At 69.9% G+C, this 26,400-nt stretch carries 18 protein-coding genes and 1 pseudogene; 8 read left to right on the top strand and 11 right to left on the bottom strand.

Translation table 11 applies throughout. From position 1 onward, the window contains the following. The first annotated feature begins 77 nt into the window (after window positions 1-77). On the top strand, window positions 78-692 hold the full coding sequence (locus ACZ7M3_RS23555) for a TetR/AcrR family transcriptional regulator (protein ID WP_472065574.1): 615 nt from the start codon (window positions 78-80) through the stop codon (window positions 690-692). Window positions 693-696: 4 nt separating this feature from the next. Further along, window positions 697-1,629 (top strand): ADP-ribosylglycohydrolase family protein, encoded by a 933-nt coding sequence (locus ACZ7M3_RS23560; RefSeq protein ID WP_472065575.1) that lies wholly within the window; start codon window positions 697-699, stop codon window positions 1,627-1,629. A gap of 49 nt (window positions 1,630-1,678) precedes the next feature. Here ACZ7M3_RS23560 and ACZ7M3_RS23565 read toward each other — a convergent pair whose 3' ends face one another. The 3 genes from ACZ7M3_RS23565 to ACZ7M3_RS23575 form a co-directional block, all read right to left on the bottom strand. Next, on the bottom strand, window positions 1,679-2,326 hold the full coding sequence (locus tag ACZ7M3_RS23565) for a response regulator transcription factor (RefSeq protein WP_095854324.1): 648 nt from the start codon (window positions 2,324-2,326) through the stop codon (window positions 1,679-1,681). A gap of 25 nt (window positions 2,327-2,351) precedes the next feature. Beyond that, on the bottom strand, window positions 2,352-3,545 hold the full coding sequence (locus tag ACZ7M3_RS23570; protein WP_472065576.1) for a sensor histidine kinase: 1,194 nt from the start codon (window positions 3,543-3,545) through the stop codon (window positions 2,352-2,354). 181 nt (window positions 3,546-3,726) lie between these two features. Continuing rightward, complete coding sequence (locus tag ACZ7M3_RS23575) at window positions 3,727-4,383, bottom strand: TetR/AcrR family transcriptional regulator (protein WP_388398972.1); 657 nt, start codon at window positions 4,381-4,383, stop codon at window positions 3,727-3,729. A 170-nt stretch (window positions 4,384-4,553) separates the two neighbouring features. Here ACZ7M3_RS23575 and ACZ7M3_RS23580 point away from each other — a divergent pair, with 170 nt between their 5' ends. Further along, window positions 4,554-5,465 carry an ABC transporter permease gene (locus tag ACZ7M3_RS23580; protein ID WP_095854321.1) on the top strand — a complete coding sequence of 304 codons (912 nt, stop codon included), beginning with the start codon at window positions 4,554-4,556 and terminating at the stop codon, window positions 5,463-5,465. Between the two features lies 1 nt (window position 5,466). Continuing rightward, window positions 5,467-6,291: an ABC transporter ATP-binding protein gene (locus tag ACZ7M3_RS23585; protein WP_472065607.1), complete on the top strand. Its 825-nt coding sequence runs from the start codon at window positions 5,467-5,469 to the stop codon at window positions 6,289-6,291. Between the two features lie 97 nt (window positions 6,292-6,388). Here the strand turns inward: ACZ7M3_RS23585 and ACZ7M3_RS23590 are convergent, their stop codons facing one another. From ACZ7M3_RS23590 to ACZ7M3_RS23605, 4 genes are all read right to left on the bottom strand, one after another. Continuing rightward, entirely contained in the window at window positions 6,389-7,540 is a 1,152-nt protein-coding gene (locus tag ACZ7M3_RS23590; protein ID WP_472065577.1) for a glycosyltransferase, read from the bottom strand. Further along, window positions 7,537-10,455: a bifunctional glycosyltransferase/CDP-glycerol:glycerophosphate glycerophosphotransferase gene (locus tag ACZ7M3_RS23595; protein WP_472065578.1), complete on the bottom strand. Its 2,919-nt coding sequence runs from the start codon at window positions 10,453-10,455 to the stop codon at window positions 7,537-7,539. Before ACZ7M3_RS23595 ends, ACZ7M3_RS23590 begins: the two co-directional genes overlap by 4 nt. Before the next feature lie 105 nt (window positions 10,456-10,560). Continuing rightward, window positions 10,561-10,950 carry a GtrA family protein gene (locus ACZ7M3_RS23600; RefSeq protein WP_472065579.1) on the bottom strand — a complete coding sequence of 130 codons (390 nt, stop codon included), beginning with the start codon at window positions 10,948-10,950 and terminating at the stop codon, window positions 10,561-10,563. A gap of 398 nt (window positions 10,951-11,348) precedes the next feature. After that, window positions 11,349-16,289: an NAD-glutamate dehydrogenase gene (locus tag ACZ7M3_RS23605; RefSeq protein ID WP_472065580.1), complete on the bottom strand. Its 4,941-nt coding sequence runs from the start codon at window positions 16,287-16,289 to the stop codon at window positions 11,349-11,351. A 611-nt stretch (window positions 16,290-16,900) separates the two neighbouring features. On the opposite strand from ACZ7M3_RS23605, the gene ACZ7M3_RS23610 reads away from it, so the two are divergent. Continuing rightward, window positions 16,901-17,467, top strand: a complete 567-nt coding sequence (locus ACZ7M3_RS23610; RefSeq protein WP_075029015.1) for a DJ-1/PfpI family protein — start codon at window positions 16,901-16,903, stop codon at window positions 17,465-17,467. A gap of 156 nt (window positions 17,468-17,623) precedes the next feature. Here the strand turns inward: ACZ7M3_RS23610 and ACZ7M3_RS23615 are convergent, their stop codons facing one another. Both ACZ7M3_RS23615 and ACZ7M3_RS23620 read right to left on the bottom strand, forming a co-directional pair. Further along, window positions 17,624-18,295, bottom strand: coding sequence for an HAD family hydrolase (locus tag ACZ7M3_RS23615; protein ID WP_472065581.1), 672 nt, complete (start codon window positions 18,293-18,295; stop codon window positions 17,624-17,626). Window positions 18,296-18,343: 48 nt separating this feature from the next. After that, entirely contained in the window at window positions 18,344-18,859 is a 516-nt protein-coding gene (locus ACZ7M3_RS23620; protein ID WP_054229599.1) for a DUF6912 family protein, read from the bottom strand. 369 nt (window positions 18,860-19,228) lie between these two features. On the opposite strand from ACZ7M3_RS23620, the pseudogene ACZ7M3_RS23625 reads away from it, so the two are divergent. Then, window positions 19,229-19,820: pseudogene (locus ACZ7M3_RS23625) on the top strand (Rv3235 family protein). 134 nt (window positions 19,821-19,954) lie between these two features. Here the strand turns inward: ACZ7M3_RS23625 and secA are convergent. Continuing rightward, entirely contained in the window at window positions 19,955-22,771 is a 2,817-nt protein-coding gene (gene secA, locus ACZ7M3_RS23630) for a preprotein translocase subunit SecA (protein WP_355305381.1), read from the bottom strand. A gap of 244 nt (window positions 22,772-23,015) precedes the next feature. On the opposite strand from secA, the gene ACZ7M3_RS23635 reads away from it, so the two are divergent. Both ACZ7M3_RS23635 and ACZ7M3_RS23640 read left to right on the top strand, forming a co-directional pair. Beyond that, window positions 23,016-23,594 carry a GNAT family N-acetyltransferase gene (locus ACZ7M3_RS23635; protein ID WP_472065582.1) on the top strand — a complete coding sequence of 193 codons (579 nt, stop codon included), beginning with the start codon at window positions 23,016-23,018 and terminating at the stop codon, window positions 23,592-23,594. A gap of 750 nt (window positions 23,595-24,344) precedes the next feature. Continuing rightward, a complete protein-coding gene (locus ACZ7M3_RS23640) occupies window positions 24,345-25,520 on the top strand; it encodes a winged helix-turn-helix domain-containing protein (RefSeq protein ID WP_472065583.1) in 1,176 nt (391 codons plus the stop codon). 45 nt (window positions 25,521-25,565) lie between these two features. Here the strand turns inward: ACZ7M3_RS23640 and ACZ7M3_RS23645 are convergent, their stop codons facing one another. Continuing rightward, the gene (locus tag ACZ7M3_RS23645; RefSeq protein ID WP_095854312.1) at window positions 25,566-26,312 is read right to left on the bottom strand and encodes a response regulator; all 747 of its coding nucleotides are present in this window, start codon (window positions 26,310-26,312) and stop codon (window positions 25,566-25,568) included. Window positions 26,313-26,400: the final 88 nt, after the last annotated feature.

A 26,400-nucleotide genomic window follows, 5' to 3' on the forward strand; every position in this document is an offset into this window, starting at 1 on the left:
ACAATGATGACGTTGCCAACAAAGCTGACAGCGCCAACAATGTAGTCGCCGGTTACATACCGGATAGACTGTCGGGCATGCAGACCCGCCCTCACCGCTACCACCATGGAGACCTGCGCGCCGCACTGCTGACCCGCGCCGAGGAAACTCTCGAGGAGAAGGGCCCCGGCGCCCTGTCCCTGCGCGAACTGGCCCGCGACCTGGGCGTCAGCCACGCGGCCCCGAGCCGGCACTTCAAGGACAAGCAGGCCCTGCTGGACGCGCTGGCCCTGGCCGGCTTCGAACGGCTCCTGGCCACGCTGACCGCGTCGCAGGAGACCGCGGGCGAGTCCTTCGCCGACCGGCTCGGCGCCCTGGCCCGCACCTACGTGGGCTTCGCCACCGCCAACGCGGAACTCCTCGACCTCATGTTCGCCGTCAAGCACGACCCGGAGGCGTCCGAGGCCCTGGTCAAGGCCGCCCAGAGCATGGGGGGCCTGGCCGCGGAACTCATCACGGAGGCCCAGCGCCGGGGCGAGGTCCGCGAAGGGCCCCTGGAAACCATCGCCATCCCGATCTTCAGCACCCTCAACGGCTTCGCGCGGCTCGCGGTCAGCGTCACCCTGCCCAGCGCAACCCTGGACAGGGACCTGGAACACGTCATCGCCCACACCCTCCGCGGCTGCGCCCCGGACTCCCCCGCACCACGCTGACCCCGTGCCCCGCCCTCAAGAACGCGCCGTCGGCACCGTTCTCGGCTCCGCCGTGGGAGACGCCCTAGGCGCGCCCTTCGAGTTCGGGCCCGAGGGAGCGTTCTCGGCCCGCTTCCCTGTCGCCGGGCAGGGCGGGGAAATGTGCGGAGGGGGTGGCTGGGACCCGGGCGAGGCGACCGACGACACCCAGATGGCGGTGCTCGTCGGCGAGTCCCTGACGGACCACGACGCCCTCGAACTCCCCGACATCTTCCGCAGATTCCGGCGCTGGGCCGCCGCCGACCCCAAGGACATCGGCCTGCAGACCGAGGCCGTGCTCACCGGCGAAGACCCCTGGGACCTCGCCGCGGCACTGCACTTCCAGGTCAGCCAACGGGCGGCCGGGAACGGGGCGTTGATGCGGGCGGCCACGTCCGCCGTGTACTTCGCGCGGCAGGGACGGGACGCCACCATGGAGGCCGGCCGCCGCATCGCCGCGCTCACCCACGGCGACCGCGCGGCATGGGAAGGCACCGCGATCTTCCACGAGTTGGTCCGGGTCGCGCTCGACGGCGGCGATCCGGCCACCGCCGTACCGGACGTCCTGGAGGCCGTGCATCCCGACCATCGGGCTCGGTACGCCGTCGTCCTCGCCGACGCCTGGCACCCCGATCAGGCGACGGAGTTCAACGGGGCGGTGTGGCCCTGTCTCGGGTCCGCCCTGTGGGCGGTGCGGAGCACGGGCTCGTACGAGGACGCCGTGCGGGCCGCCGTCGATCTCGGCGGCGACACGGACACCGTCGCCGCCGTCACGGGTGGACTGGCCGGAGCCGTCTACGGGGTGGACGGGATTCCGGGACCGTGGGTGGCGGCGCTGCACGTGCCGTTGCCGGGGTTCGACGGGCGGGTGCTGAGGGCGGCCGAACTCGTCGGACTGGCCCGGCGACTGGCGGGGTGAGTGCCGGCCGCCGGGAGCCGACGCGTACCCGGTGTGTACCGGGTACGGCTTACGCGTCCCTGTTGAGGTACGCCAGTACCGCGAGCACCCGGCGGTGGCCGCTGTCGCTCGGCGGCAGGCCCAGCTTCAGGAAGACGTTGCCGATGTGCTTGCTGACGGCGCGTTCCGTGACGACCAGCGTCTTGGCGATGGTCGTGTTGTCGCGGCCTTCGGCCATCAGCTTCAGGACCTCGCGCTCGCGGGGCGTGAGCGTGTCGAGCGGGTCGTCACGGCGCCGGGTCAGGAGCTCGGTGACGACCTCGGGGTCGAGAGCCGTACCGCCCGTCGCGACCCGGTCGAGCGCGTCGAGGAACTCGTCCACCCGGCCCACCCGGTCCTTGAGCAGATAGCCGACCCCGCTCGCACCACCGCCGAGCAGCTCGGCGGCGTACGACTCCTCGACGTACTGGGAGAGCACGAGCACCGGCAGGCCGGGCATCTCCTTGCGTGCCTCCAGGGCCGCGCGCAGGCCCTCGTCGCGGAAGCCCGGTGGCATCCGGACGTCCAGCACGGCGACGTCCGGCCGGTGCTCGAGAAGCGCCGGCAGCACCTCGGGGCCGCTGCCCGCGACGGCCACGACCTCGTGCCCGGCGGAGGTCAGCAGCAGCACCATCCCCTCCCGCAGGAGGGCGTTGTCCTCGGCGATCACCACACGCACGGCGGCCTCGTCTCCACTGTCCCGGTCACCACACGCACGGCAGCTCCACCTCGATCACGGTCGGCCCCCCGACGGGGCTGGTCATCAGCAGGGTCCCGTCGAGCGCGGCCACGCGTCGCCGCATCCCGAGCAGCCCGGAGCCACCCCCTTCTCCCCCAGAGCCGAAAGCCGGGGAGGTGCCCCCGGCTCCACCCCGTCCCTCGTCGGCGACCCGGACGCTCAGCCCGCCCCGGTTGCGCACCAGCCGCACCTCGGCGCGCTCGGATCCGCTGTGCTTGGCCGCGTTCGTCAGCGACTCGGCGACCACGAAGTACGCCGCCGCCTCGACCGCCGCCGGAGCCCGGGACCCGCTCTGCGCCCCGTCCTCCAGGCCGTCCACGACGACGGTGACGTCCAGCCCGCTGCTCGCGGCCAGCGCCCGTACGGCGCCGGCCAGTCCCCGGTCGGTGAGGATCGGCGGGTGGATGCCGCGGACGACGTGGCGCAGCTCGGTCAGCGCCTCCTCGGCCTGGCTCTGCGCGTCCTCGAGAAGTTTGAGTGCGGTCTCCGGGTCGCGTTCGTAGGCCCGTTTGGCGATACCGATGCGCATCGACAGGGAGACCAGCCGGGCCTGTGTGCCGTCGTGCAGGTCGCGCTCGATGCGGCGCAGTTCGGCTCCGTGCGCGGCGATCGCTCCGGCCCGGGTCTCGGTCAGCTCCTCGATCCGGACGGCGAGCAGCGCCTCCGGGGAGGGCTTGAGCAAGGCGGTGGACCAGGCGGCGTCGAGGTCCGCGAGGCGGCCGATCAGCGGCAGGACGAGCGGGGAACGGCCGAGCAGCCCCTGTCGTACGCCGTCGACGGGCAGGCCCAGCAGCCACAGCGGGGCGGTGAGCAGTCCGAGGAAGCCGTAGACGTAGTGGGAGATCATCCAGCGGAAGTCGCCGAGCGTGCCGGGGCCGCGGACCGCCGTGCGCAGTCGTTGCCGCAGCGGGCCCTCGATGGGCTGGTAGGCCTCGGGGATCACCGTGCCCGTCCACTGGGCCACCAGGTTCCGCTTGGCCCCGGCGATCCGCCGGATCAGCAGCACCGTCTCGGGCAGCAGCCCGGCGCCGACGACCGCGAGCGTCAGCGTGGCCGTGATCAGCAGCACGGTGATGAAGAGGATCGTGCCGAAGGCCAGCGCGGCGGACATGACGAGGCCGGCCGTGGCCCGCGACGCCCGCCGCACCGTCTCTCGCATGGCCACAGGTTAGGCGAACGGCAGTCCCCGTGGGCGAACAGGTGACCTGGTGAGGTGCAGCACCCTTCTCAAAGGCCGCAAGGAGGGACGGCACGCCGCCTGAGCAGCCTTCGAAAGGCGCCCGAACCCGCCGCCCGTCGGACAGGCGCCCGCACCATGCCCGCCCGTCGGACAGGCGCCCTCACAACGCCCGCAGCGCCGCCGCCGTGGCCCGGGCCAGGCTCGCCAGGTACCCCTTCGGCAGCTTGGGCCCGCGGACCACCACCGCCCGCCAGTACAGCGGACCCGACATGAGGTCGAGCGCGAGTTCCTGGTCGATCCCCTCGCGCACCTCGCCCCGCGCGGCCGCCGCCGCGACGATCCCGCTCGCCACTCCCTGCTGGCCTTCCCGCAGCGCCTTCTGCATGGCGTCCGCGATGTCGGGGTTGCGGGCCGCCTCCGCCTGGAGGTCCGGGATGATCTGGCCTGCCACGGGGTGGCGCAGCGCACGGGAGGTGACCTCGTACAGCAGGCGCAGGTCGCCCTCCAGGGAGCCCGTGTCGGGGACGGGCAGCCCCTGGACCGCTATGGCGGAGACCACGTCGAGCACCAGGTGCAGTTTCGAACGCCATCGCCGGTACACCGCCGTCTTGCCGACGCCCGCGCGGCGCGCGATGCCCTCGATGGACATCCGGGCGTAGCCCACGGCCGCGAGCTCCTCGAAGACGGCGGCCCGGATCGCCTCGGTCACGTCCTCACGCAGCACGGCCGCCCCCGCCGGAGCCCTACGACGCGGGGCCTTCCCGGCAGCACTCCCCGCCTTCGCGGCGGCACTCGTGGTGTCGGCGTTCGTCGTCATGCCTTCCAGCATAGGGCGTTACGACGAAACGGTTGCGTTCCGACGTCAAGAAGCCATAGTCTCGCGTTGCGACGATACGGTCCCGTCCCGACGTAAGAAGCTGGCAAAGCGGCAGTTAAGAAACGTCAAGGACGGCCCGCGCATCCCACCCCCGAGCGAAAGCAGCGGATGTGAGCCAGGTCCTCCACACACCGCCGACGTCGGTTCCCCCCACCGACGATCCCGCGGCGCTCGCCGCCCGGTACGGCCTCGCCGTCAGTGGCGCCCGCCCGACCCTGCCGGAGTACGTCCGCCAGCTCTGGGCACGGCGTCACTTCATCACCGCCTTCGCCACCGCCAAGCTCACCGCCCAGTACAGCCAGGCGAAGCTCGGCCAGGTCTGGCAGGTGGCGAACCCGCTGCTGAACGCGGCGGTCTACTACTTCATCTTCGGTGTGCTGCTCGGCACCAAGCACGGCGTGCCCGACTTCGTGCCGTTCCTGGTCACCGGCGTCTTCATCTGGACCTTCACACAGAGCTCGATCATGGCGGGCACCCGGGCGATCTCCGGCAGCCTCGGCCTGGTCCGAGCCCTGCACTTCCCGCGGGCCGCGCTGCCGGTGTCGTACGCCATCCAGCAGCTCCAGCAGCTGCTGTTCTCGATGGCCGCGCTGGTCGTCATCCTGCTCTGCTTCGGCATTCCCGTGAGCGCGTCGTGGCTGCTCGTCGTGCCGATCCTGACGCTGCAGTTCGTCTTCAACGCGGGCGTGGCGATGATCATGGCGCGGATGGGGGCCAAGACGCCGGACATCGCACAGCTCATGCCGTTCGTGCTGCGCACCTGGATGTACGTCTCCGGTGTCATGTGGAGCATCGCCTCGACGCTCAAGCACAGCCACATGCCGCACTGGGCGATGGTCGCGCTGGAGAGCAACCCGGCCGCCGTCTACATCGACCTGACGCGCTACGCGCTGATCGACAGCTTCCACGCCCACCAGCTGCCGCACCACGTGTGGGCGCTGGCGACCGGCTGGGCACTGCTCGCCGGAGTCGGCGGTTTCATCTACTTCTGGAAGGCCGAGGAGACGTACGGACGTGGCTGACATGGCTGACACCCTCACGCAGGACGCCCGGCCCCAGGATGCGGCCGGCAGCGCCGGCGCGCTCGTCCCCACCGTCGTCGCCGACCACGTGGACATCGTCTACCGGGTCAACGGCACCGGTGCGGGACGGGGCAGCGCCACCGCCGCGCTCCACCGCATGCTGCGGCGGGGGCAGACCGAGAAGGCCGCGGGCGTACGCAAGGTGCACGCCGTCAAGGACGTGTCCTTCACCGCCTACCGCGGTGAGGCCATCGGTCTGATCGGCACCAACGGCTCGGGCAAGTCGACCCTGCTCAAGGCGGTCGCCGGCCTCCTTCCCGTGGAGAACGGCAAGATCTACACCGACGGTCAGCCCTCGCTGCTCGGCGTCAACGCGGCCCTGATGGGCGACCTCACCGGTGAGCGGAACGTCTACCTCGGCGGGCTCGCCATGGGCATGTCCCGCGAGCAGGTCAAGGAGCGCTACCAGGAGATCGTCGACTTCTCCGGCATCAACGAGAAGGGCGACTTCATCACCCTCCCGATGCGGACGTACTCCTCCGGGATGGCGGCGCGGCTGCGGTTCTCCATCGCGGCGGCCAAGGACCACGACGTGCTGATGATCGACGAGGCCCTCGCCACGGGGGATCGCTCCTTCCAGAAGCGCTCCGAGGAGCGGATCCGGGAGTTGCGCAAGCACGCGGGCACCGTGTTCCTGGTGAGCCACAACAACAAGTCGATCCGGGACACCTGCGACCGCGTGCTCTGGCTGGAGCGGGGGGAGCTTCGCCTGGACGGGCCCACGGAGGATGTGCTCAAGGAGTACGAGAAGTTCACAGGGAAGTAGGGGCGACTCAGGGGGTGCGGGGAACTGCGCGCTGTCGGCTGCGGGTTGTGTGTGGCTGAGCGCGCAGTTCCCCGCGCCCCTTTTGGGGCGCCTCCGCTCACCTCTCCAAGAAGGTGAACAGGTCTTCCCACCGGCGGACGATCTCGTCCGTCGTGTAGCGCTGGATGTTGACGCGGGCCGCCTCGCCCATGCGGTCGCGGAGGTCCTTGTCGGACATCAGGGTGTCGAGGCGGCGGGCCAGTTCCCCGGTGTTGCCCAGGGCCGCCAGGAGACCGTCCTCGCCGTCCTGGACGATCTCGCGGACGCCGGGAGCGCAGTCGAAGGCGGCACACGGCAGCGCGGTCGCCATGGCCTCCATGAGGGCGAGGGGGAAGCCCTCGCCGCGGGAGGACAGGACGAAGACGGAACCGCCGCGCAGGGCGCCGGGTACGTCGCTGGTGCGGCCCATCCACTCGACGGAGTCGTCGAGGCCCAGGGCGGTGCACTGCTTCTTGAGGATCTCCTCGTCCTCGCCGGAGCCGAAGATCCGCAAGGTCCAGTCGGGATGGCGGGGCGCCACCTCGGCCCAGGTGTCGAGGAGCATGTCGATGCCCTTCTGGTCCGAGAGCCGGCCGACGCTGACGACGACGTTCTCGGTGCGCGAGGAGGGCACCTCGGGCATGAAGGGGATCGGGTTCGGCATGAAGGACGCGTTGTCGAGGCCCTGACGAATCCACAGGTCGGCGTCCTCGCGGGTGAGCGCGAGCATCCGGTCGACGTCCTTGTAGTGCTTCTGCACCCGTCCGAAGCGCGAGGTCGCCTTCGAATACGCGAAGGACTCGTGGCTCATGCCGATGACGGTCAGGCCGGTGGTGTCGGCGAGCTCCACCCACTCCATCGCCCACACCTGCGTGACGATCACGACGGCGCCGGGGCGCGCGGCCCGGAACAGCCGGGTCAGCTTGGCGGCCTGCTCGCGCATGCCCGCCGACCGGTCGGCGCGCAGCCTGCGCTCGGCGACGTTGAGCCGCCCCTTGATGCCGCGCGCGGAGCCCACACGCGGCGGATGGACGTCGTACAACGTCGTGGTGGGGTACGGGAGTTCACCGAGCTCCTGGACGACCGCGGGCTCGGTGATGCCGATGACGTGGACGCGGTGGCCGCGCTCGGTGAACAACCGGGCCATCTGGTGCGACCAGCTGGTCACGCCGCCGAGCTCGTCGACGCTGTTGGAGACGAGGAAGACGTCCCGCTCGCTGTACGCGGTCACGCGCGCCTCCACTGGGAGAAGAACTGGTCGACGATGCTCTGCGCGGCGTTGCCCTGGTCGAACTCGCCGAAGTCGGCGACGAACCGCTCGCGCGGGGCCGCGTACTTCACCTTCTGCTCCTCCAGCGAGTCCAGGACCGCGTGCAGCTCGTCCTCTGTGCGGACGACCGGGCCGGGGGCCCTCTCCAGCAGGTCGAAGTAGGTCCCGCGGCCCTCGTGCACGTACTCGTCGTAGTCGTACGTGAAGAAGAACATCGGGCGGTCGAGGAGGGAGTAGTCGAACATCACGGACGAGTAGTCGGTGATCAGACCGTCGGCGAGCGCCAGCAGGGGGGTCATGTCGTGGTAGTTCGTCACGTCGATGACCCGGCCGCGCACGGAGGGCGGCAGCACGACGTGGTTGAGGTAGTGCGAGCGGACCAGGAGGACATAGCGGTCGCCGAAGGTGTCGGCGAAGCGCTCCACGTCGAAGGGCAGCTCGAACCGGCGCTTGCCGCCGCGCTGACGGAAGGTCGGCGCGTACAGCAGGATCTGCTTGTCCTCCGGGATGCCGAACTCGGCCGCCAGTGCGCCGCGTTCCCGCTGCCCGGTGGCGTCCTCGTGCTCCTTGGCCTGGACGAGCGCGTCGTTGCGCGGGTAGCCCACCCGCAGCAGCGTCCGCTCCTGGAGCCGGAACGCCCGCGCGAGGGTGCGCACGTCGTGCTCGGAGCGGATCAGGAAGCGGTCGAAGCGGTCGAGGGTGCGCTGCTGCTCGGCCTGCTCCTCACGGGACTTGAGCTTCCACTCCGGCTCGTCGAAGCCCATCCGCTTGAGCGCCGAACCGTGCCAGGTCTGGATGTACGTCGTCTCGGGCCGCTTGGTGACCTTCAGCGGGTAGCTCTGGTTGTCGACCCAGTACTCGGCCTGCGCGAGCGCCTTGAGGTACGGCAGCGACCAGCGGCGTACGAGGGTGGCGTCGTCCGGGAAGCCCTGGGGACTGCCCGCGTAGGCCCACACGGCCTCGAACTGGAGGCCCTGGCGGCGCATCTCCTCGTAGATGGCCTTGGGGCTGTCGCTGTACTGCCGGCCCAGGTGGCTCTCGAAGACGACGAGGCCCTTCTTGACGGGCAGGCGGCTGAACACGTCGTGGTAGACGCGGAGCTTGGTGTCGCCGGAGGCGAGTTCCTTGCGCAGCGCCTTGACCTTGCGGTAGCCGGTCTTGGCGAGCCGCCCGGTCGGGCCCTGCACACCGCGCTGGACGAGTTCGTTGGCCTTCTTGTCCGGGACGAGCCGGAAGGAGAGGTGGCCGCGGGAGGAGACCTCGGGCTCGATGCGGTCGGCGACCAGCCGGGTCAGGCGGGGCCGGACGGGCAGGTGCCCCTGGGCCAGCTCGGGCTCGGAGGCCGTGAGCCGGGTCGTGGTGCGGACCGTCCCCGCGCCTTCGCCCTCACCGGCGACGACGAGGTGGAGGCGTACGTCCCAGACCGCGTCCACGATGCCGAGCGGGCGCAGGCCCTTGGCGAGGTCGGCCGAAGCCTCCCAGGCGATGGCGTCGCCCTCGTGCCGCACGGTGGCCACGGGGAAGCGGAAGGTCTGGAAGCGCACGCCCGGGCGGCGGGCGTAGAACTCCAGCTGCGCGGAGAGCCGGGCGTCGGACGGGATCACGCCGAGCGGGTTGGTGATGCGCCCGGCCAGCCGGACGGTGCCGTCGGTCTCCGCGTATCCGGTCAGCGCGTTGCGCAGGAACATCTTCTCGACCGGCCTGGTGTGGTAGCCGAGCTCGGTGACGTCCAGGACGTGCCGGGCGAAGGCGTCGTGCTCGATGTGCTCGGCGCACCAGTACACGCGCCCCTCGTGCTCGACGAGCGGCGAGGAGATCTTGTCGCGGTTGCTGAGCGTGTCCACGGCGGGCAGCAGGTTGTCCCAGTCGGCCTCGTGGAGGAGGTACGCGCAGATGGCGTGGATCGGCTCGATCTCGTCGAAGGCGATGCGGTCGATCGACTCCAGGTAGGTGCGCGCGATCTGCGCGAACTCCTGGCGGTAGGGCTCGTCGCGGAAAGGCAGCTCACGCAGGTGCAGCACCAGGTCGTGCTTGAGCCACTTGACGTCCTTGGCGAACTTCAGCTCCAGCAGGCCATGGTCGGCGAGGAGCTGGTCGACCCGGCGGTGGATCTCCATGCGGTGCGTGAAGTTGGCGATCTCGTCACGCCGGTTGCTGATGGACTTGGCGGCCGACTTCGCCGGTTTGTCTACGATCCGCCACTCATACACCCGGTTGGGGATGAGCGTGATGCGCTGCGCGGCCACGTAGGCCTGCGCGGAGAACAGCAGGTCCTCGTAGTGGATCCCGACCGGGAACTCGAGGCCCTCATCGAGCAGGAACTGCCTGCGGTAGCACTTGTTCGTCGACAGCGTGTCGAAGACCAGCAGGTCGGGCAGCTCGGAGATGGACTCCAGGGTGCGGGTGCGGTCGTACAGCCAGGGGTACCACTTGACCTCCTTGCCGGTGCGCGAGTCGACGTGCACACGCACGCACAGGCCGGAGACGAGGTCCGCGCCGGTGGACTCGGCGGCCTCCAGCATGTTGCGGCAGGCGTTGCGCTCCAGGACGTCGTCACTGTCGAGGAAGAGGACGTAGTCGCCGCGGGCCTGCTGGATGCCGTGGTTGCGGGGGGCGCCGCAGCCGCCGCTGTTCTCGGGCAGCCTGAAGGCCCGGACGCGGTCCGGGTGCGCGGCGGCCAGTCGCTGTGCCACGTCGTACGAGCCGTCCGTACTGCGGTCGTCGACGATGACGACCTCGACACCGCGCAGGGTCTGGTCGAGAACGGAGCGCACGGCCGTCGTCAGCCGGGACGCGTCGTTGTAGACGATCACGACCACGGACACGGCGGGCACGGCTGCTGTTTCTGCTGGCGGGCAGGGGTGATCCACACTCATCCTATTAATGCTAGACATTCCTGATGGTTCAACCTAGGCGATCTAGTCCATTTGCGTATCACCTAGGCAGATGCCGATCGCCCGCAAAGGGGTGCGAGCGGCTGTCTAGCGGCTGTGTTTCACCTGTTCGAACACCCAGGTGCGGTACACGAGGAAACGGAACGCCGACGCCAGCACGATCGACAGCGCCTTGGCCAGGTTGGAGCCGAGCGGGGTGTCCATGCCCAGACCGTGGTAGCCGATGTAGAACAGCGCGCTCTCCATGACGACGCCGATGCCGCTGAAGGCGAAGAACAGGGCGATCTGACGTCGGGTGCGCGAGGCCCGGTCACGGTAGGCGAAGAAGCGGAAGCCGAGGTAGTTGCTGCCCATGGCGACACAGCTGGCGATGACCGTGGCGGCCATCGGGGCCCACTTCAGACCGTGCAGGAGAAGGTTGAAGACCAGGAAGTTGACTGCGATACCGCTACCGCCGACGGCTCCGAACTTCACCACTTCGAGGACGATCCGCCGGGTCCTTTCGATCGCCCCGGGAGGAGTGGCGGCTGGTGCGGGCTGGGGAGGTGCGGGGGCCTGTCGGCCTACACGGGCCCGCCCCTCGGAGAGGTTCACAGTCACAATTGTCCCTTTTATCAGCAATAGGTAAATTCCAGTTCCGGTTTCCCCGAGAGATCCGCAAGAGCGAGGCAAGAGGGCGGCCAAGGCGCTTGCACCTACCTGCACAAACAGGGGCAGCCCCGGCCGTCCCGGCCGGGGCTGCCCCATCGACGTACATCCGATCGAGTGAAACAAGTGCACTCACGAGTGGGTCGAGCGCACTCAGAGGTGCCCTACGCGTGGGCCACAGCGACCCACGCGTGCGTCACCGCGACCCACGCGTGCGTCACCGCGATCTACGCGTGCGTCCGCAGAAGCGTCCGCATCGTGCGCATCGCCACCGACAGGTTCGCCAGGTCGAACGAGTCCGAGGTCTGGATCTCCTCCAGGGTGGTGCGGGCGCGGCCCAGGATCGCGGCGTTCTTCTCCTCCCAGGCCTTGAAGCGCTGCTCCGGGGTCGAGGTGCCGTTGCCGACGGCGAGCACGTCCGCGGTGAGCGCCGCGTGCGCCGCGTACAGGTCCTCGCGGATCGAGGCGCGGGCCATGGACTGCCAGCGGTCGGCACGCGGGAGCTCGATGATGCGGTCCATGAGCTGGGTGATGTTCAGGCGGTCGGCGAGGTCGTAGTACACCTCGGCGACAGCCATCGGGTTCTTGTCCATGCGGTCGGCCACCGCGACGATGTCCAGCGTCGGGAAGGCCGAGGAGAACCCGGCCACGTGCGTGGCCAGCTCCTCGGGGACGCCGGCGCCCGTCAGCTCCTCGAAGATCTGCTGGTACCACTCCAGGTCCGCACCGCGCAGCAGCTTGGGCAGCTCGCCCCAGACCTGCGCGACCCCCTCGCGGAAGAAGGAGATGTTCTCGGCGAGCTGGAGCGGCTGCGGCCGGTTGTTGAGCAGCCAGCGCGTGCCCCGCTCGACGAGACGGCGCGAGTGCAGCCGGATCCTGGTCTGGACGTCGGCGGCGACGACATTGTCGAGCGCCTCCACCGCGTCCCACACCTTGCTCGACTCGAAGATCGCGCGGGCCGCGGTCTGCGCCCGGACGATCTCCTCCAGGGACGCGCCCGTCTCCTCACGGAGGCGGTGCAGGAAGCTCGTACCGCCCGTGTTGACCGTGTCGTTGACCAGGACGGTCGTCACGATCTCGCGACGCAGCGCGTGCGCCTCGATCTGCTCGCGGAACTTCTCACGCAGCGCGGTGGGGAAGTACGCGAACAGCAGGCTCTGCAGGTACGGGTCGTCCGGCAGCGAGGTGGCGAGCAGCTCGTCGGAGACCGTGATCTTCGTGTACGCGAGGAGCACGGCCGTCTCCGGACCGGTCAGGCCCTGCCCGGAGTTGAGCCGCTCACGGATCTGCCGCTCGTTGGGCAGGAACTCCAGCGCCCGGTCGAGGTGACCCTCCCTGACCAGGAAGCGCAGGAAGCGCTGCTGGGCATGGAGCATGCTCGGCGACTGGGCCAGCGCGTTGGCGATCGCCACGTTCTGCGCGTAGTTGTTGCGCAGGACCAGGGCGCCGACCTCGTCGGTCATCTCGGCGAGCAGCTTGTTGCGCTGCTTGACCGTCTGATCGCCGTTGGTCACGACCGCGTTGAGCAGGATCTTGATGTTCACCTCGTGGTCGGAGGTGTCCACGCCCGCGCTGTTGTCGATGGCGTCGGTGTTGATCTTGCCGCCGTGCTGCGCGAACTCGATCCGGCCCAGCTGGGTCAGACCGAGGTTGCCGCCCTCGCCGACGACCTTGACGCGCAGGTCGGCGCCGTCGACGCGGATGGCGTCGTTGGCCTTGTCGCCGACGTCCGCGTGCGACTCGACGGACGCCTTGACGTACGTACCGATGCCGCCGTTCCACAGCAGGTCGACCGGCGCCTGGAGGATCGCCTTCATCAGGTCGGCCGGGGTCATCTTGGTGACCCCGTGCTCGATGCCGAGGGCCTCGCGGACGTGCGCGTTGACCGGGATCGCCTTGGCGGTCCGCGGGAAGACTCCGCCGCCGGCCGAGATCAGCTCGGTGTTGTAGTCGGCCCAGGACGAGCGCGGCAGCTCGAAGAGGCGACGCCGCTCGGCGTACGAGGTCTCCGCGTCCGGGGTCGGGTCGAGGAAGATGTGCCGGTGGTCGAAGGCGGCGACCACGCGGATGTGCTCGGAGAGCAGCATGCCGTTGCCGAACACGTCACCGGACATGTCACCGACGCCGACGACGGTGAAGTCCTCGGTCTGGGTGTTGACGCCCAGCTCCCGGAAGTGCCGCTTCACGGACTCCCAGGCACCGCGCGCGGTGATGCCCATCTTCTTGTGGTCGTAACCGGCGGAGCCGCCGGAGGCGAAGGCGTCCCCGAGCCAGAAGTTGTAGCTCTCGGCGACCTCGTTGGCGATGTCGGAGAAGGTCGCGGTGCCCTTGTCGGCGGCGACGACGAGATAGGTGTCCTCCCCGTCGTGCCGGACCACGTCCACCGGGGGCACGACCGCACCGGCGACCAGGTTGTCGGTGATGTCGAGCAGCGCCGAGATGAAGGTCCGGTAGCTGCGGATGCCCTCCGCGAGCCAGGCGTCGCGGTCCACGGACGGGTCGGGCAGCTGCTTGGCGACGAAGCCGCCCTTGGCGCCGACGGGCACGATGACGGTGTTCTTCACCATCTGCGCCTTGACCAGGCCCAGGATCTCCGTCCGGAAGTCCTCGCGCCGGTCGGACCAGCGCAGACCACCGCGCGCGACCTTGCCGAAGCGCAGGTGCACGCCCTCCACCTTCGGCGAGTACACCCAGATCTCGTACGCCGGTCGCGGCGCCGGCAGGTCCGGGATGGCCTGCGGGTCGAACTTCATGGAGACGTACTCGTGCGGCTTGCCGCCCAGCGCCTCCTGGAAGAAGTTGGTGCGCAGGGTCGCCTTGATGAGGGTGAGGAAGGAGCGCAGGATCCGGTCCTCGTCCAGGCTGGCCACCTGGTCGAGAGCGGCGTCCAGCTCCTCCATGAGCGCGTCGGTCAGCTCGACACCGGCGTGCTGGCGCTCCGGCGACATCCGCGCCTCGAAGAGGGAGACCAGCAGCCGGGTGGTGTGGACATTGTTTCGGAGGGTGTCCTCCATGTAGTCCTGGCTGAAGGTGGAGCCCGCCTGGCGCAGGTACTTGGCGTACGCGCGCAGCACCATCGCCTGCCGCCAGGACAGCCCGGCGCTCAGTACGAGGGCGTTGAAGCCGTCGTTCTCGGCCTCGCCGGTCCAGGTGGCGGCGAAGGCCTCCTGGAAGCGCTCACGGCCGTCGTCGCCGAGGTAGTCGCCGTTGCCGTTCAGCGACTTGGGCAGGCGCAGCCCGAAGTCGTAGATCCAGGCCGTCGTACGGTCCGAGCAGCGCAGCTCGTACGGGCGCTCGTCGGTGACCTCGACGCCCATGCGGTTGAGCGCCGGCAGGACCGCCGAGAGGGAGACCTGCTCGCCGGTGCGGTAGATCTTGAAGCGGCGCTCGCCGGGACCGGCACCGACCGGCTCGTACAGGCTGAGCGCGAAGTCCTTGCTCCGGTCGCGGGTGAGCTTCTCCAGGTGGACCAGGTCGGCGACCGCGGCACGCGGGGTGTGGTCGGCCTTGTAGCCCTCGGGGAAGGCGCTGCCGTAGCGGCGCAGCAGCTCGGCCGCGCGCTCCTCGCCGCACTCGGCGTTCAGCGCCTCGGCGAAACCGTCGGCCCAGGAGCGGGCGGCCTCGACGAGCCGCACCTCGAGCCTGTCCTTGTCGGCGTCGCTGAGCTGCGTCAGCTCGGTGCCCTGCGGGACCCGGACCACGAAGTGCAGCCGGGAGAGGATCGACTCGGTGTTCCAGGCGGTGAAGTCGACGCTGGTGCCGTTCAGCTCCTCCTTCAGGATGTCGATGATCCTGAGGCGCACCCCGGTGGTGTAGCGGTCGCGCGGGAGGTAGACGAGGGCCGAGTAGTAGCGGCCGTACTCGTCCTGGCGCAGGTAGAGGCGCAGCCGGCGCCGCTCCTGGAGGTAGAGGACGCTGGTGACGATGGAACGCAGCTCGTCGGCGGGCGTCTGGAAGAGCTCGTCGCGGGGGTAGGTCTCCAGGATCTGGAGCAGGTCGCGGCCGTCGTGGCTGTTGGGCGAGAAGCCCGCGCCCTTGAGGACCTCCTCGACCTTGCGGCGGACCACGGGGACGCGGCGCACGGACTCGGTGTACGCGGCCGAGGAGAACAGGCCCAGGAAGCGCCGCTCACCGACGACGTTGCCCTCGGCGTCGAACTTCTTCACGCCGATGTAGTCGAGGTAGGACGGCCGGTGCACGGTGGCGCGGCTGTTGGCCTTGGTGAGGACGAGCAGCTTGTGCTCACGGGCCTTGGCGCGGGCGTCGGCGGGCAGCCGCTCGAAGGACGGGCTGACCGGGTGGCTGTCGTCACCGCCGTGCTGCGGGTCGGAGCGCAGGATGCCGAGTCCGGTGCCGGGGACGGCGGCCAGCGAGTCGTCGTCGCGCAGCTCGTACTCGCGGAACCCCAGGAAGGTGAAGTGGTCGTCCGAGAGCCAGCGCAGCAGCTCACGGGCCTCCTCGACCTCCTGGTCGCGCAGGTCGTCGGCGGTCGGCTCGGTGGGCAGTTCCTCGGCGATGCGCAGCGCGGCGTCGCGCATCTTCTCCCAGTCCTCGACGGCCTCGCGGACGTCGGACAGGACGCGCAGCAGATCGGCGGTGATCTGCTTCAGGTCGGCACGGTCGGTCTCGCGGTCGATCTCGACGTGGATCCAGGACTCGACGTGCGCGTCGTGCGGCAGATCCTCGAGGGTGGGCCGGCCGGGCAGCACCTCGATGAGCTCGCCGGTCAGATCGCGCCGTACGACGAACTGCGGGTGGATGACGAGGTGGATGCCGCGGCCCTGTCGGGACAGCTCGTTGGTGACCGAGTCGACGAGGAAGGGCATGTCGTCGGTCACGACCTCGACGACGGAGTGGCTGCAGGTCCAGCCGTTCTCCTCGACGGTGGGCGTGTGCACTCGGACGTTGGCCGTGCCCTGGGGGCGGTTCTCGGCCAGTCGGTAGTGGGAGAAGGCGGCTCCGAAGACATCGACCGGGTCGCGGTCGGTCAGGTCCTCCGGGGCTGTGTGCAGGTAGTAGCGCTGGAGGAACGCGAGCACGGTGTCCTTGTCCGGAGTGCCCTCGCTCGTCGTCCCAGTCGGTAGGTGCCCCCCGACCGGGCTGTTCTCAGCTACCCGGGCAGCCCTCTCGAGCAGCTCGGCCTTGGCTTCGTCCAGCTTGGTCTGCATTGTCCTCTGGCTCCTGTCGCGCGCCGTTGCGTGACGTAGAAGGAAGTACGGTCTCTTCTCCGACGTAACGCCGTGACGCGGGGTGTCCGGTCTGGTCCGACGCTATGCCGCATGGAGAGATGAGCGGGGGGGTATCGGCCATTCTCGGCACCCTCGGCGACTGTGACGCTGATCTCTGCGTCGTCCGTCCCCGGGGTGTCCGCGGCCTACGGAGATCGCCGGCGATTCCGCTTGCGCCCGCGTTTTTGCTGGTGCTTGCCGCGGTCGCCGCTCCGTCCCGCCCATGAAGATCAGCGATCGCCGCCCGGTCACGGATGTCGTCCGTGCGCTCCGGGCGCGAGGCAGGGGCAACTGGGCCCCCGCGAGATATCGCGCTGATCACGCCACCAGGCTATCGCTCCCTACCCGGGGCCCGTCATGAGCCGTATGTGTACAAAACCGGGGGTGGAACTTTGACAGTATGCACAGGGACGAAAGGGACGGGAACGTGCAGTCCTCCGGTAACCCTCTCCTGGGGCACCCCGTTGACGAGGACGGTGGGGCAGAGGCGGAATAGAGCTGGGGCCCCGCTGAAGCTCCATCCAAGCTCCACCGAAGGGAGCGGCACCGACATGACACCGAAGATCCTGATGGTCACCGGCGACGCGGCGGAATCACTGGAGGTCCTGTATCCCTACCAGCGCCTGCGCGAGGAGGGCTACGAGGTCCATATCGCGGCCCCCACCCGCAAGCAGCTCCGCTTCGTGGTCCACGACTTCGAGCCCGGCTTCGACACGTACACGGAGAAGCCCGGCTACACCTGGCCCGCCGACCTCGCGTTCTCGGAGGTCGACCCCGGTCAGTACGCCGCCGTGGTGATCCCGGGCGGCCGCGCGCCCGAGTACCTCCGCAACGACCCCGAACTCCGCAAGATCCTCAAGTCCTTCTTCGACGCCGACAAGCCGGTGGCCCAGATCTGCCACGGCCCGCTCCTCACGGCCGCCGCCGACGCCCTGAGCGGCCGCCGCGTCACCGCGTACCCGGCACTGGAACTGGACATGCAGGCCGCCGGAGCGACCTTCCAGGACGCGGAGGCGGTGGTCGACGGCACCCTCGTGTCCGCCCGCGCCTGGCCGGACCACCCGGCCTGGATGCGCGAGTTCCTCAGGGTGCTGAGGGCGAAGGCACCAGTGGGCTGAACGACTCGGGGCGGCGGTGACGTGGGAGGTGTGAGCCGGGTACGCGACTCAGCACCGGCGAGATCTGAGCCGGGTACGCGGCTGCCCCGCCGACGAGGGGCGCCGCACCCCCCGGGCGCCGCCGCACACCCCGGGCAGTGAGCTCGGACGACAGGCCTACGCCGCCATCAGTCGCTCGGCCTCCTCGACCGCCTCCTCCAGGCTGTCCACCACGGGCACGCCGACCCCTTCGAGGCTGGCGCGACTGTGCGAGCCGCCGGTGTAGAGGACGGCCCGCGCCCCCACGTGCAGCGCGGCCACCGCGTCGTCGGCGGCGTCCCCGATCACCACCGTGCGCTCCGGGTCCACGCCCACGAGCGAGCCTATGTGCCGGACCATGTGCTCGGCCTTGCTGCCGCCGGACGGTCCGACCCGCCCCTCCACCCGTACGAAGTGCGGCTCGATCCCGAACCCCCTGACCAGCGGCACCAGTTCCTCGTGCACGTACATGCTCAACAGCGACTGGCTGCGCCCCGCCGACCGCCAGTCCGCGAGCAACGTCGAAGCCCCCTCGGTGAGCTCGCACGTCACGCGGTGCTCCGCGTAGTACCGGTGGAAGGTGTCGTCCATGACCTCCCACTCGGCATCGGTCGGCAGTCGCCCCATCAGCCGCTCGTAGAACTTCGGCACCGGCACGCAGTACAACTCCCGGTACCGCTCGAGCGTGAGCGGCTCCAACCCCAACTCGGCGAACGCCGCGTTCGTCGCCCCGATGATCGCGGCGTTGTCGTGGAACAGCGTCCCGTTCCAGTCCCACACGATGTGCGCTGCTGCGCCCTGCTTCCCCATACCAAGAAACTACCCGCCCGCACTGACAACGCCCCGCGGGGCGCGGGCTCAGTCCTCCAGCCCCACCAGGTTGGGGATCTCCTGCGTCGCGAACCACAACAACTCGTGGTCCTCGGCCCCGTCCACGATGAACTGCGCGTCGTCGTCCCCGTGATCGGCCGCCCCGAGCGCGTCCACGGCGGCCGAGACGTCCTCCCCGGCGTCATCGGCGTCGACGTGCACCGCGGCCGCCTTGGACAGGGCCACGGGCCCCGACACCCGCACCTCACCGAGCGCCACCGGATCGAGCCCCCGGTCGGGATCGGCGACCGCGGCCCGGTCGGGAACGTCGACCGCGACGACCACCCTCCGCCGCACGGCCCCCGGCTCCCCCGCGAGCAGCCGCAGCGAGGCCAGCGCGGCCCGGTTCAGCGCCGCGTACTCGAGCTCCTCGATGTCGTCGGAGAGGTACCACTCGCGCAACGCGGGCGTGACGGCGTACGCGACGACCGGTCCCGCCGCCAGCTCCCCCGTCTTGTACGCCTCGGCGAGACCGGAGAGGGTCAGGGGGACGTAGACGCGCATGACTGGCCGCTTTCGTAGTCGGGAGGGTTCCCGGGTCGGAGGGCTCCCGGAAGGGCGGTCCCGCGCCTCCCGGGAAGGCCTTCAGGATACGTGCGGGCGTCCCCTTTCGGGTCCCGGCCCCTCCCCCGTACGGCGTCCACCCCCGGCCCGCGATTCACCCGGAACATCCCTTCCCCGCCAGGCCGCCCACCCCTCCCGCTCACTCTGATAGGTGAACCTTCCCGCCTCCGCGGCGCGCGCCCGGCGTCCTTGCGGGGACCCGCTCCTCCCTCGTAGAAGATCCCCAACACGAAGTTACCGCCCGGTATCAACCGGTCGCGGCGAGCGGGACCGACGCTGAACGGGACGACGCATGAACGGGGACGACGCATGAACAAGGTGATGACCAGGACGAAGCGCAGCCCGGGCACCCGCCCACCCGGCCGCCACGACACCCGCCGCCCCGGCACCACCCCACCGCGCACCCCGGGCGCGGGCGCACCCCGCCCGGCCCCGGGAGACAGCCCACCGCAGGCGCCCGCACCGCAGGCACCCCCGGCGGAGGCCGCATCCCGCACCCTCCTCGTGCCCCCACCGGCCGACCACCCACGGCCGTCGCCGCCGTCCTCACCACCGCCGCAGCCCCGCCCCACCCGACCTCTTCGCCGACCGCCTCCTCGCCGTGCTCAGCGGCCAACGCCCCGTCCACTGCATGCTGCGCCACACCGCGGGCCGGGCCTACGACGAGCTGGCCTGGCTCGCCGAACGCGGCCCCCTGCGCACCCGCGGCACCCGCCCGGTCGTCCGCGACATCGGCTACTACGTGCCACGGCCCGGCGCGATCGAGGCCTTCGCCCGCATCGGCGCGGGCGACCGGCTCCGCGCGATGGCCTTCCGCCTGGAACAGGGCCCCGACCTCCGCTGGCGCTGCACGGCGGTGGAACTGGGCGGCCCCCGCATGCCCCGCCCGGCCGACGACTGAGCAGCCCCTGAACCCTCACTGTCAACTCCCGCGGACCCCTGACCCCCCACTGAGCAACGCAAAGGGCCGGACACCCACAGGTGCCCGGCCCTTCACCGCTTCTCAGCTCTCATCGGCTCTCGCGAGCCGATCGGTCACTTCTTGCGGCGCCGCCCGTTGCTCTTCTGCTGCTTGCGGCGCTCCGCGCGGGTGAGGCCGTCCGCCTCGGAACGCACGGGCTCGTCGTCGTCGTTGGCGAAGTCGCCCTCGACGATGCCACCCTCACCGTCCACGGTCGGCGCGGAGAAGTGCAGCCGGTCGGGACGCTGCGGGGCGTCGAGCCCCTTGGCGCGGATCTCGGGACGCGCACCCGCGGGCACGACGTCCTCCTTCTTCTCCAGCGACGGCGCGGCGTCCTCGACCGGGACCTCCTCGACCTGCTGCTCGACCTGAACCTCCAGGTTGAACAGATAGCCGACGGACTCCTCCTTGATGCCGTCCATCATGGCGGAGAACATGTCGAAGCCCTCGCGCTGGTACTCGACCAGCGGGTCCTTCTGCGCCATGGCGCGCAGGCCGATGCCCTCCTGGAGGTAGTCCATCTCGTAGAGGTGCTCGCGCCACTTGCGGTCGAGGACCGACAGGACGACCCGCCGCTCCAGCTCCCGCATGATCTCGGAGCCGAGCTGCTCCTCACGGGCCGCGTACTGCTCGCGGATGTCGTCCTTGATGGACTCGGAGATGAACTCGGCGGTCAGACCGGCACGGTCACCGGCCGCCTCCTCCAGCTCGTCGACGGTGACCTTCACCGGGTAGAGCTGCCTGAAGGCGCCCCACAGCCGGTCAAGGTCCCACTCCTCGGCGAAGCCCTCGGCGGTCTCGGCCGCGATGTAGGCGTCGATCGTGTCGTCCGTGAAGTGCTGGATCTGCTCCTGGAGGTCCTCGCCCTCCAGGACGCGGCGGCGCTCGCCGTAGATGACCTCGCGCTGCCGGTTGAGCACCTCGTCGTACTTCAGAACGTTCTTGCGCGTCTCGAAGTTCTGCTGCTCGACCTGCGACTGGGCGGAGGCGATCGCGCGCGTGACCATCTTGTTCTCGATCGGCACGTCGTCCGGCACGTTGGCCATCGACATCACGCGCTCGACCATCTGGGCCTTGAACAGCCGCATCAGGTCGTCACCGAGCGACAGATAGAAGCGGGACTCGCCCGGGTCGCCCTGACGGCCGGAACGACCGCGCAGCTGGTTGTCGATACGACGCGACTCGTGGCGCTCGGTGCCCAGCACGTAGAGTCCGCCGAGCTCCTTGACCTCTTCGAACTCCGCCTTGACGGCCTGCTCGGCCTTCTCCAGGGCGGCGGGGAGGGCTGCGGCCCACTCCTCGATGTGCTCCTCGGGGTCGAGGCCACGCTGACGCAGCTCCGCCTCGGCGAGGTCATCGGGGTTGCCGCCGAGCTTGATGTCCGTGCCTCGACCGGCCATGTTCGTGGCGACGGTCACAGCGCCCCGGCGGCCGGCCTGGGCGATGATCGGGGCCTCACGGTCGTGCTGCTTCGCGTTCAGCACCTCGTGCTGGATGCCCCGCTTCGAGAGCTGCTGCGAAAGGTACTCGGACTTCTCGACCGACGTCGTACCGACGAGGATCGGCTGGCCCTTCTCGTGCTTCTCGGCGATGTCGTCGACCACCGCGTCGAACTTGGCGACCTCGGTGCGGTAGATCAGGTCCGACTGGTCCTTGCGGACCATCGGCTTGTTGGTCGGGATCGGGACGACGCCGAGCTTGTAGATCTGGTGGAACTCGGCGGCCTCGGTCATCGCCGTACCGGTCATGCCGGAGAGCTTGCTGTAGAGGCGGAAGAAGTTCTGCAGGGTGATCGTGGCGAGCGTCTGGTTCTCGTCCTTGATGTCCACCCCTTCCTTCGCCTCGATCGCCTGGTGCATGCCCTCGTTGTAGCGGCGGCCGGCGAGGATACGGCCGGTGTGCTCGTCGACGATCATGACTTCGCCGTCGATGACGACGTAGTCCTTGTCCTTCTTGAAGAGCTCCTTGGCCTTGATGGCGTTGTTCAGGTAGCCCACCAGCGGCGTGTTCACCGACTCGTACAGGTTGTCGATGCCCAGCCAGTCCTCGACCTTGGAGACGCCGGGCTCGTGGATGGCGACGGTGCGCTTCTTCTCGTCGACCTCGTAGTCCCCGGTCTCCTCGAGGCCCTTGAGGGGGTTGCCGGCCTCGCCCTTCTTCAGCCGGGTGACCAGCTTGGCGAAGTCGCCGTACCACTTGGTGGCCTGGTCGGCCGGGCCGGAGATGATGAGCGGCGTACGGGCCTCGTCGACGAGGATGGAGTCGACCTCGTCGACGATCGCGAAGTTGTGGCCCCGCTGGACGAGTTCGTCCTGCGACCAGGCCATGTTGTCGCGCAGGTAGTCGAAGCCGAACTCGTTGTTCGTGCCGTACGTGATGTCGCACGCGTACTGCTCGCGGCGCTGGGCCGGCGTCATGTTGGCGAGGATGCAGCCGACGGTCAGACCCAGGAACTTGTGGACGCGACCCATCATCTCGGAGTCGCGCTCGGCCAGATAGTCGTTGACCGTGATCAGGTGAACGCCGTCTCCGGAGAGGGCGTTCAGATACGCGGGCAGCGTGCCGACGAGGGTCTTGCCCTCGCCGGTCTTCATCTCCGCGACGTAGCCGAGGTGGAGCGCGGCGCCACCCATCATCTGTACGTCGTAGTGACGCTGTCCGAGGGCGCGCTTGGCGGCCTCACGCACGGTGGCGAAGGCCTCGGGGAGCAGGTCGTCCAGGCTCTCCCCATCCGCATACCGCTGCTTGTACTCATCAGTGAGGGCGCGCAGCTCGGCGTCGGAGAGGTCGACGAAGTCCTCTTCGATGGAGTTGACCTGGTCCGCGATGCGGTGCAGCTTGCGCAGGATCTTGCCTTCGCCTGCACGCATGATCTTCGAGAGGACGGACACGGGGGTTTGTCTCCTTGCCGGTCGGGCCTGGGACGGTCGGGTTCAATGTCAGATTCAAATCACAGCTTGAGCAACGGCCATCGTAAGCGAGGACCCCACCGCGCCGGGAGGTCTGCCAGTGACAGCCACTACGACAACGGACAGGGGTGGCGGAAGGTGCCGTACCAGCGCTGCGAAAAGTAACCGAACCGTCACTCGCCGCAAAGGAATGGCGCCCTTTCGGTGGCCCTAGCAGAATCGGCCGATGGACCCCGTCACGCTGAACACCGACCGGCTGCTCCTGCGCGCCGTGGACTCGCACGACACCGACTCGGTGTACGAAGCCGTCCAGGACCCCGACATCCAGCGCTGGACCACGATCCCCTCGCCCTATCTCCGCGAGCACGCGACGGGCTTCACGGACCAGATGGTGCCGGACGGCTGGGCGGACGGCTCCATGTTCACCTTCGGTGCCTTCCTCCTGTCGGGGGACCTGGCGGGCATGCTCTCCATCAGCATGCGTTCCCTGGGCGTCGGCGAGGTCGGCTTCTGGGCTGCCAAGGAGCACCGCGGCAACGGCTACATCACCGAGGCCACCCTCACCGCCGCCCGCTGGGCCTTCACGAGCCTCGCCGTGGACCGCCTGGAATGGCGCGCCGAGGTCGGCAACAAGGGCTCCCGCGCGGTCGCCGAACGCGCCGGCTTCACCCTGGAAGGCACCCTCCGCTCCGCCCTCAACAACAAGGGCGTACGCCGAGACTGCTGGATCGGCTCCCTACTCCCCTCAGACCTGGGCCTGGCCTCGACGGCCCCGTACTTGCCCGCCCCACCCGTCACCCCGTAAAGCCAATCCCCCTCCCCGGGCGGGTGCACCGCCCTGGCGGGACGGTGGGCGAGGCAAAACCCCGCGGTGCCCCGGGACGGCAGCCCCGGTTCAGTGCGAGGGCGCCAGCTCCGCAGAGGTCGGGGAGGCAGCCCCGGCGGGATGCATGGGCGCGGCCCCTGGCAGGGCCCGCCGCGAAGCCCTGCGGTGACCTGCGACAACAGCCCCACCCCAGCCCACGAAGCACAGCCCCTGCCGGATTCCGGAGGCACCGCCCCACGGGCGGTTCTTCGAGGGGTACAGGGGCGGAGCCCTGCCGGGGTCCGGGGCCGGAGCCCTGCCGGGGTGCAGGGGCGCAGCCCCGCCGGGATCCGGGCACGAAGCCCTGCCGGGGCGCAGGGGTGGAGCCCTGCCGGGGGTCCGGGCACGAAGCCCGACCCGGGTGCGAGGGCGGAGCCCCGCCGAGGCCCAGGGCCGGAGCCCCTGGCGGGGTGCAGGGGCGGAGCCCCGCCGGGGTCCAGAGGCGAGCCCTGCCGGGGTCCGGGCACGAAGCCCTGCCGGGGCGGCAGGGGCGGAGCCCTGCCGAGGTCCGGGGTCGCAGCCCCGGCCGAGGTCCGGGGCCGGAGCCCCTGGCGGGGTGCAGGGGCGGAGCCCCGCCGGGGGTCCGGGGGCGGAGCCCCTGGCGGGGGCTGGGGCGGAGCCCCTGGGATGGGACGGGTAGGGGCGGCGGGGGCGAGTCCACTGTCAGTGGCACCGCCTACGGTGTGGAACATGACGAGCCTCCCGCGTCCCACCACCGACCTCTCCGCCGAAGAAGCCCGCCGCATCGCCCTACGGGCCCAGGGCTTCCTGGGCGCCCCCGACCGCAGGGCCGGCGTCCGCGGAATCCTGCGACACCTCGGCGCGGTCCAGCTCGACACGATCTCAGTCCTGGCCCGCTCCCACGAACTCATCCCGTACGCCCGCCTGGGCGCGGTAGGCCGCAAAACCGTCGACCAGGCCTACTGGACCGACACCCACGCCTTCGAGTACTGGTCCCACGCCGCCTGCATCCTCCCCGTGGAGGAATGGCCCCACTTCGCCTTCCGCCGCCGCGCCTACCTCTCCCGCCCGCACTGGAACCACGACCTGCCGGACGGCACCTACGACCAGGTCATCAAGCAGCTCCGCACGGAAGGCCCCCTCACGGCCACGGAGTTGGGCGGCGCGAAGAAGACCAGCGAGTGGTGGGACTGGTCGGGCACCAAGGTGGCCGTGGAGCGCGCGCTGATGTACGGCGAGGTGGTGTGCACGGAGCGCCGCGGCTGGAAGCGCGTGTACGACCTCGCCGAGCGCGCCGTCCCCGAGGCCCTGCTCCATGACGAGCTGGACGACACGGAGTGCCTACGCCGCCTGGTCGGCCTGGCCGGCAAGTCCCTGGGCGTCGGCACGCGCGCGGACATCGCCGACTATCACCGTCTCAAGGGCGAGCAGGTCGACGCGGTGATCGCGGACTCGGGCCTGGTCCCGGTGACGGTGGAGGGCTGGGGCAAGCCCGCGTGGGCGGACCCGGCCGCCCTGGAGACACCGCCGCGCGGCCGCCACCGTACGACGCTGCTGTCCCCGTTCGACTCACTCATCTGGGAGCGGGCCCGCACGGAGCGGATCTTCGGCTTCACCCACCGTCTGGAGGCGTACACGCCCAAGCCGAAGCGGGTGTACGGCTACTTCGCGATGCCGGTCCTCGCCGGGGGCCGGCTCGTCGGCCGCGTGGACCCCGCCCGCGAGGGCCGCACCCTGGTCGCCAAACAGGTCACGCTGGACGGCGCCAAGGCGGTCCCTGCCGTGGCCCAGGCCCTCCTGGAGGCAGCGAGCTGGGTGGACTGCACAAACGTACGCGTGGAACGAGTGGACGCCCCGCACCTCCGCGAGCCCCTCGCGAAGGAACTCGCCCGCGCACTGGCCTGACCTGACCGGCCGACCCGAGGCCGACCCGACCAGCCTTACGCAGACTCACCGGATCTCAAGGATCTTCTCCCGCATCGCGTAGACCACCGCTTCCATCCTGGAGTGCAGTTGCAGCTTCTCCAGGATGTTGCGTACATGGTTCTTCACGGTGTTCTCGGAGATGAACAACTCCTTGGCGATATCCCGGTTGTTCATCCCGGTCGCGACGAGCTTGAGAACCTCCAGCTCGCGATCCGTGAGCCGCGGCGCGGGCACGAGTCGGCGCTCGTCCGTTCGCTGAATCATGGACTTGAACTCGGTGAGAAGTTTCGACGCCATCGACGGGCTGATCTGCGACTGTCCGTCCGCGACCGCGCGAATGGCCGTGGCCACCTCGTCCGTGGAGATCTCCTTGAGGAGATAACCGGTGGCGCCCGCCTTGATCGCGTCGTAGAGATCGGCTTCCTCGTCGCTGATCGTCAGCATGATGATCTTCGCGCTCGGAGCCACCTCCTTGATGGAGGTGCACGCCTCAATGCCGCCCCGCTTCGGCATACGTACGTCCATCAGCACGATGTCGGGAAGCAGGTCCGCCGCCTTGTCGACCGCCTCGGCCCCGTCACCCGCCTCGCCGACGACCTGGATGTCCTCCTCGGCCGCGAGCACGATCTCCAGGCCGCGGCGGAAGAGGGCATGGTCGTCCACGACGAGGACCCGAATGGGCTCCTTGCGTGAAGAGCCCGCGTCCGGGCCTATGCCGACGACGCCGCCGTCGGCATCCCCGTCACGCATCGGTCCGAAGCTGTCCGCCATCGTTCCTCCCCCTGAAGGCCGTGGCCTGCGTTCCTGTGCCATCGCCGATCCGAGGCAACGACCCACCAATTGGGGCCGGTTCGGCCAT

The organism is Streptomyces sp. NPDC111656, from assembly GCF_055656965.1.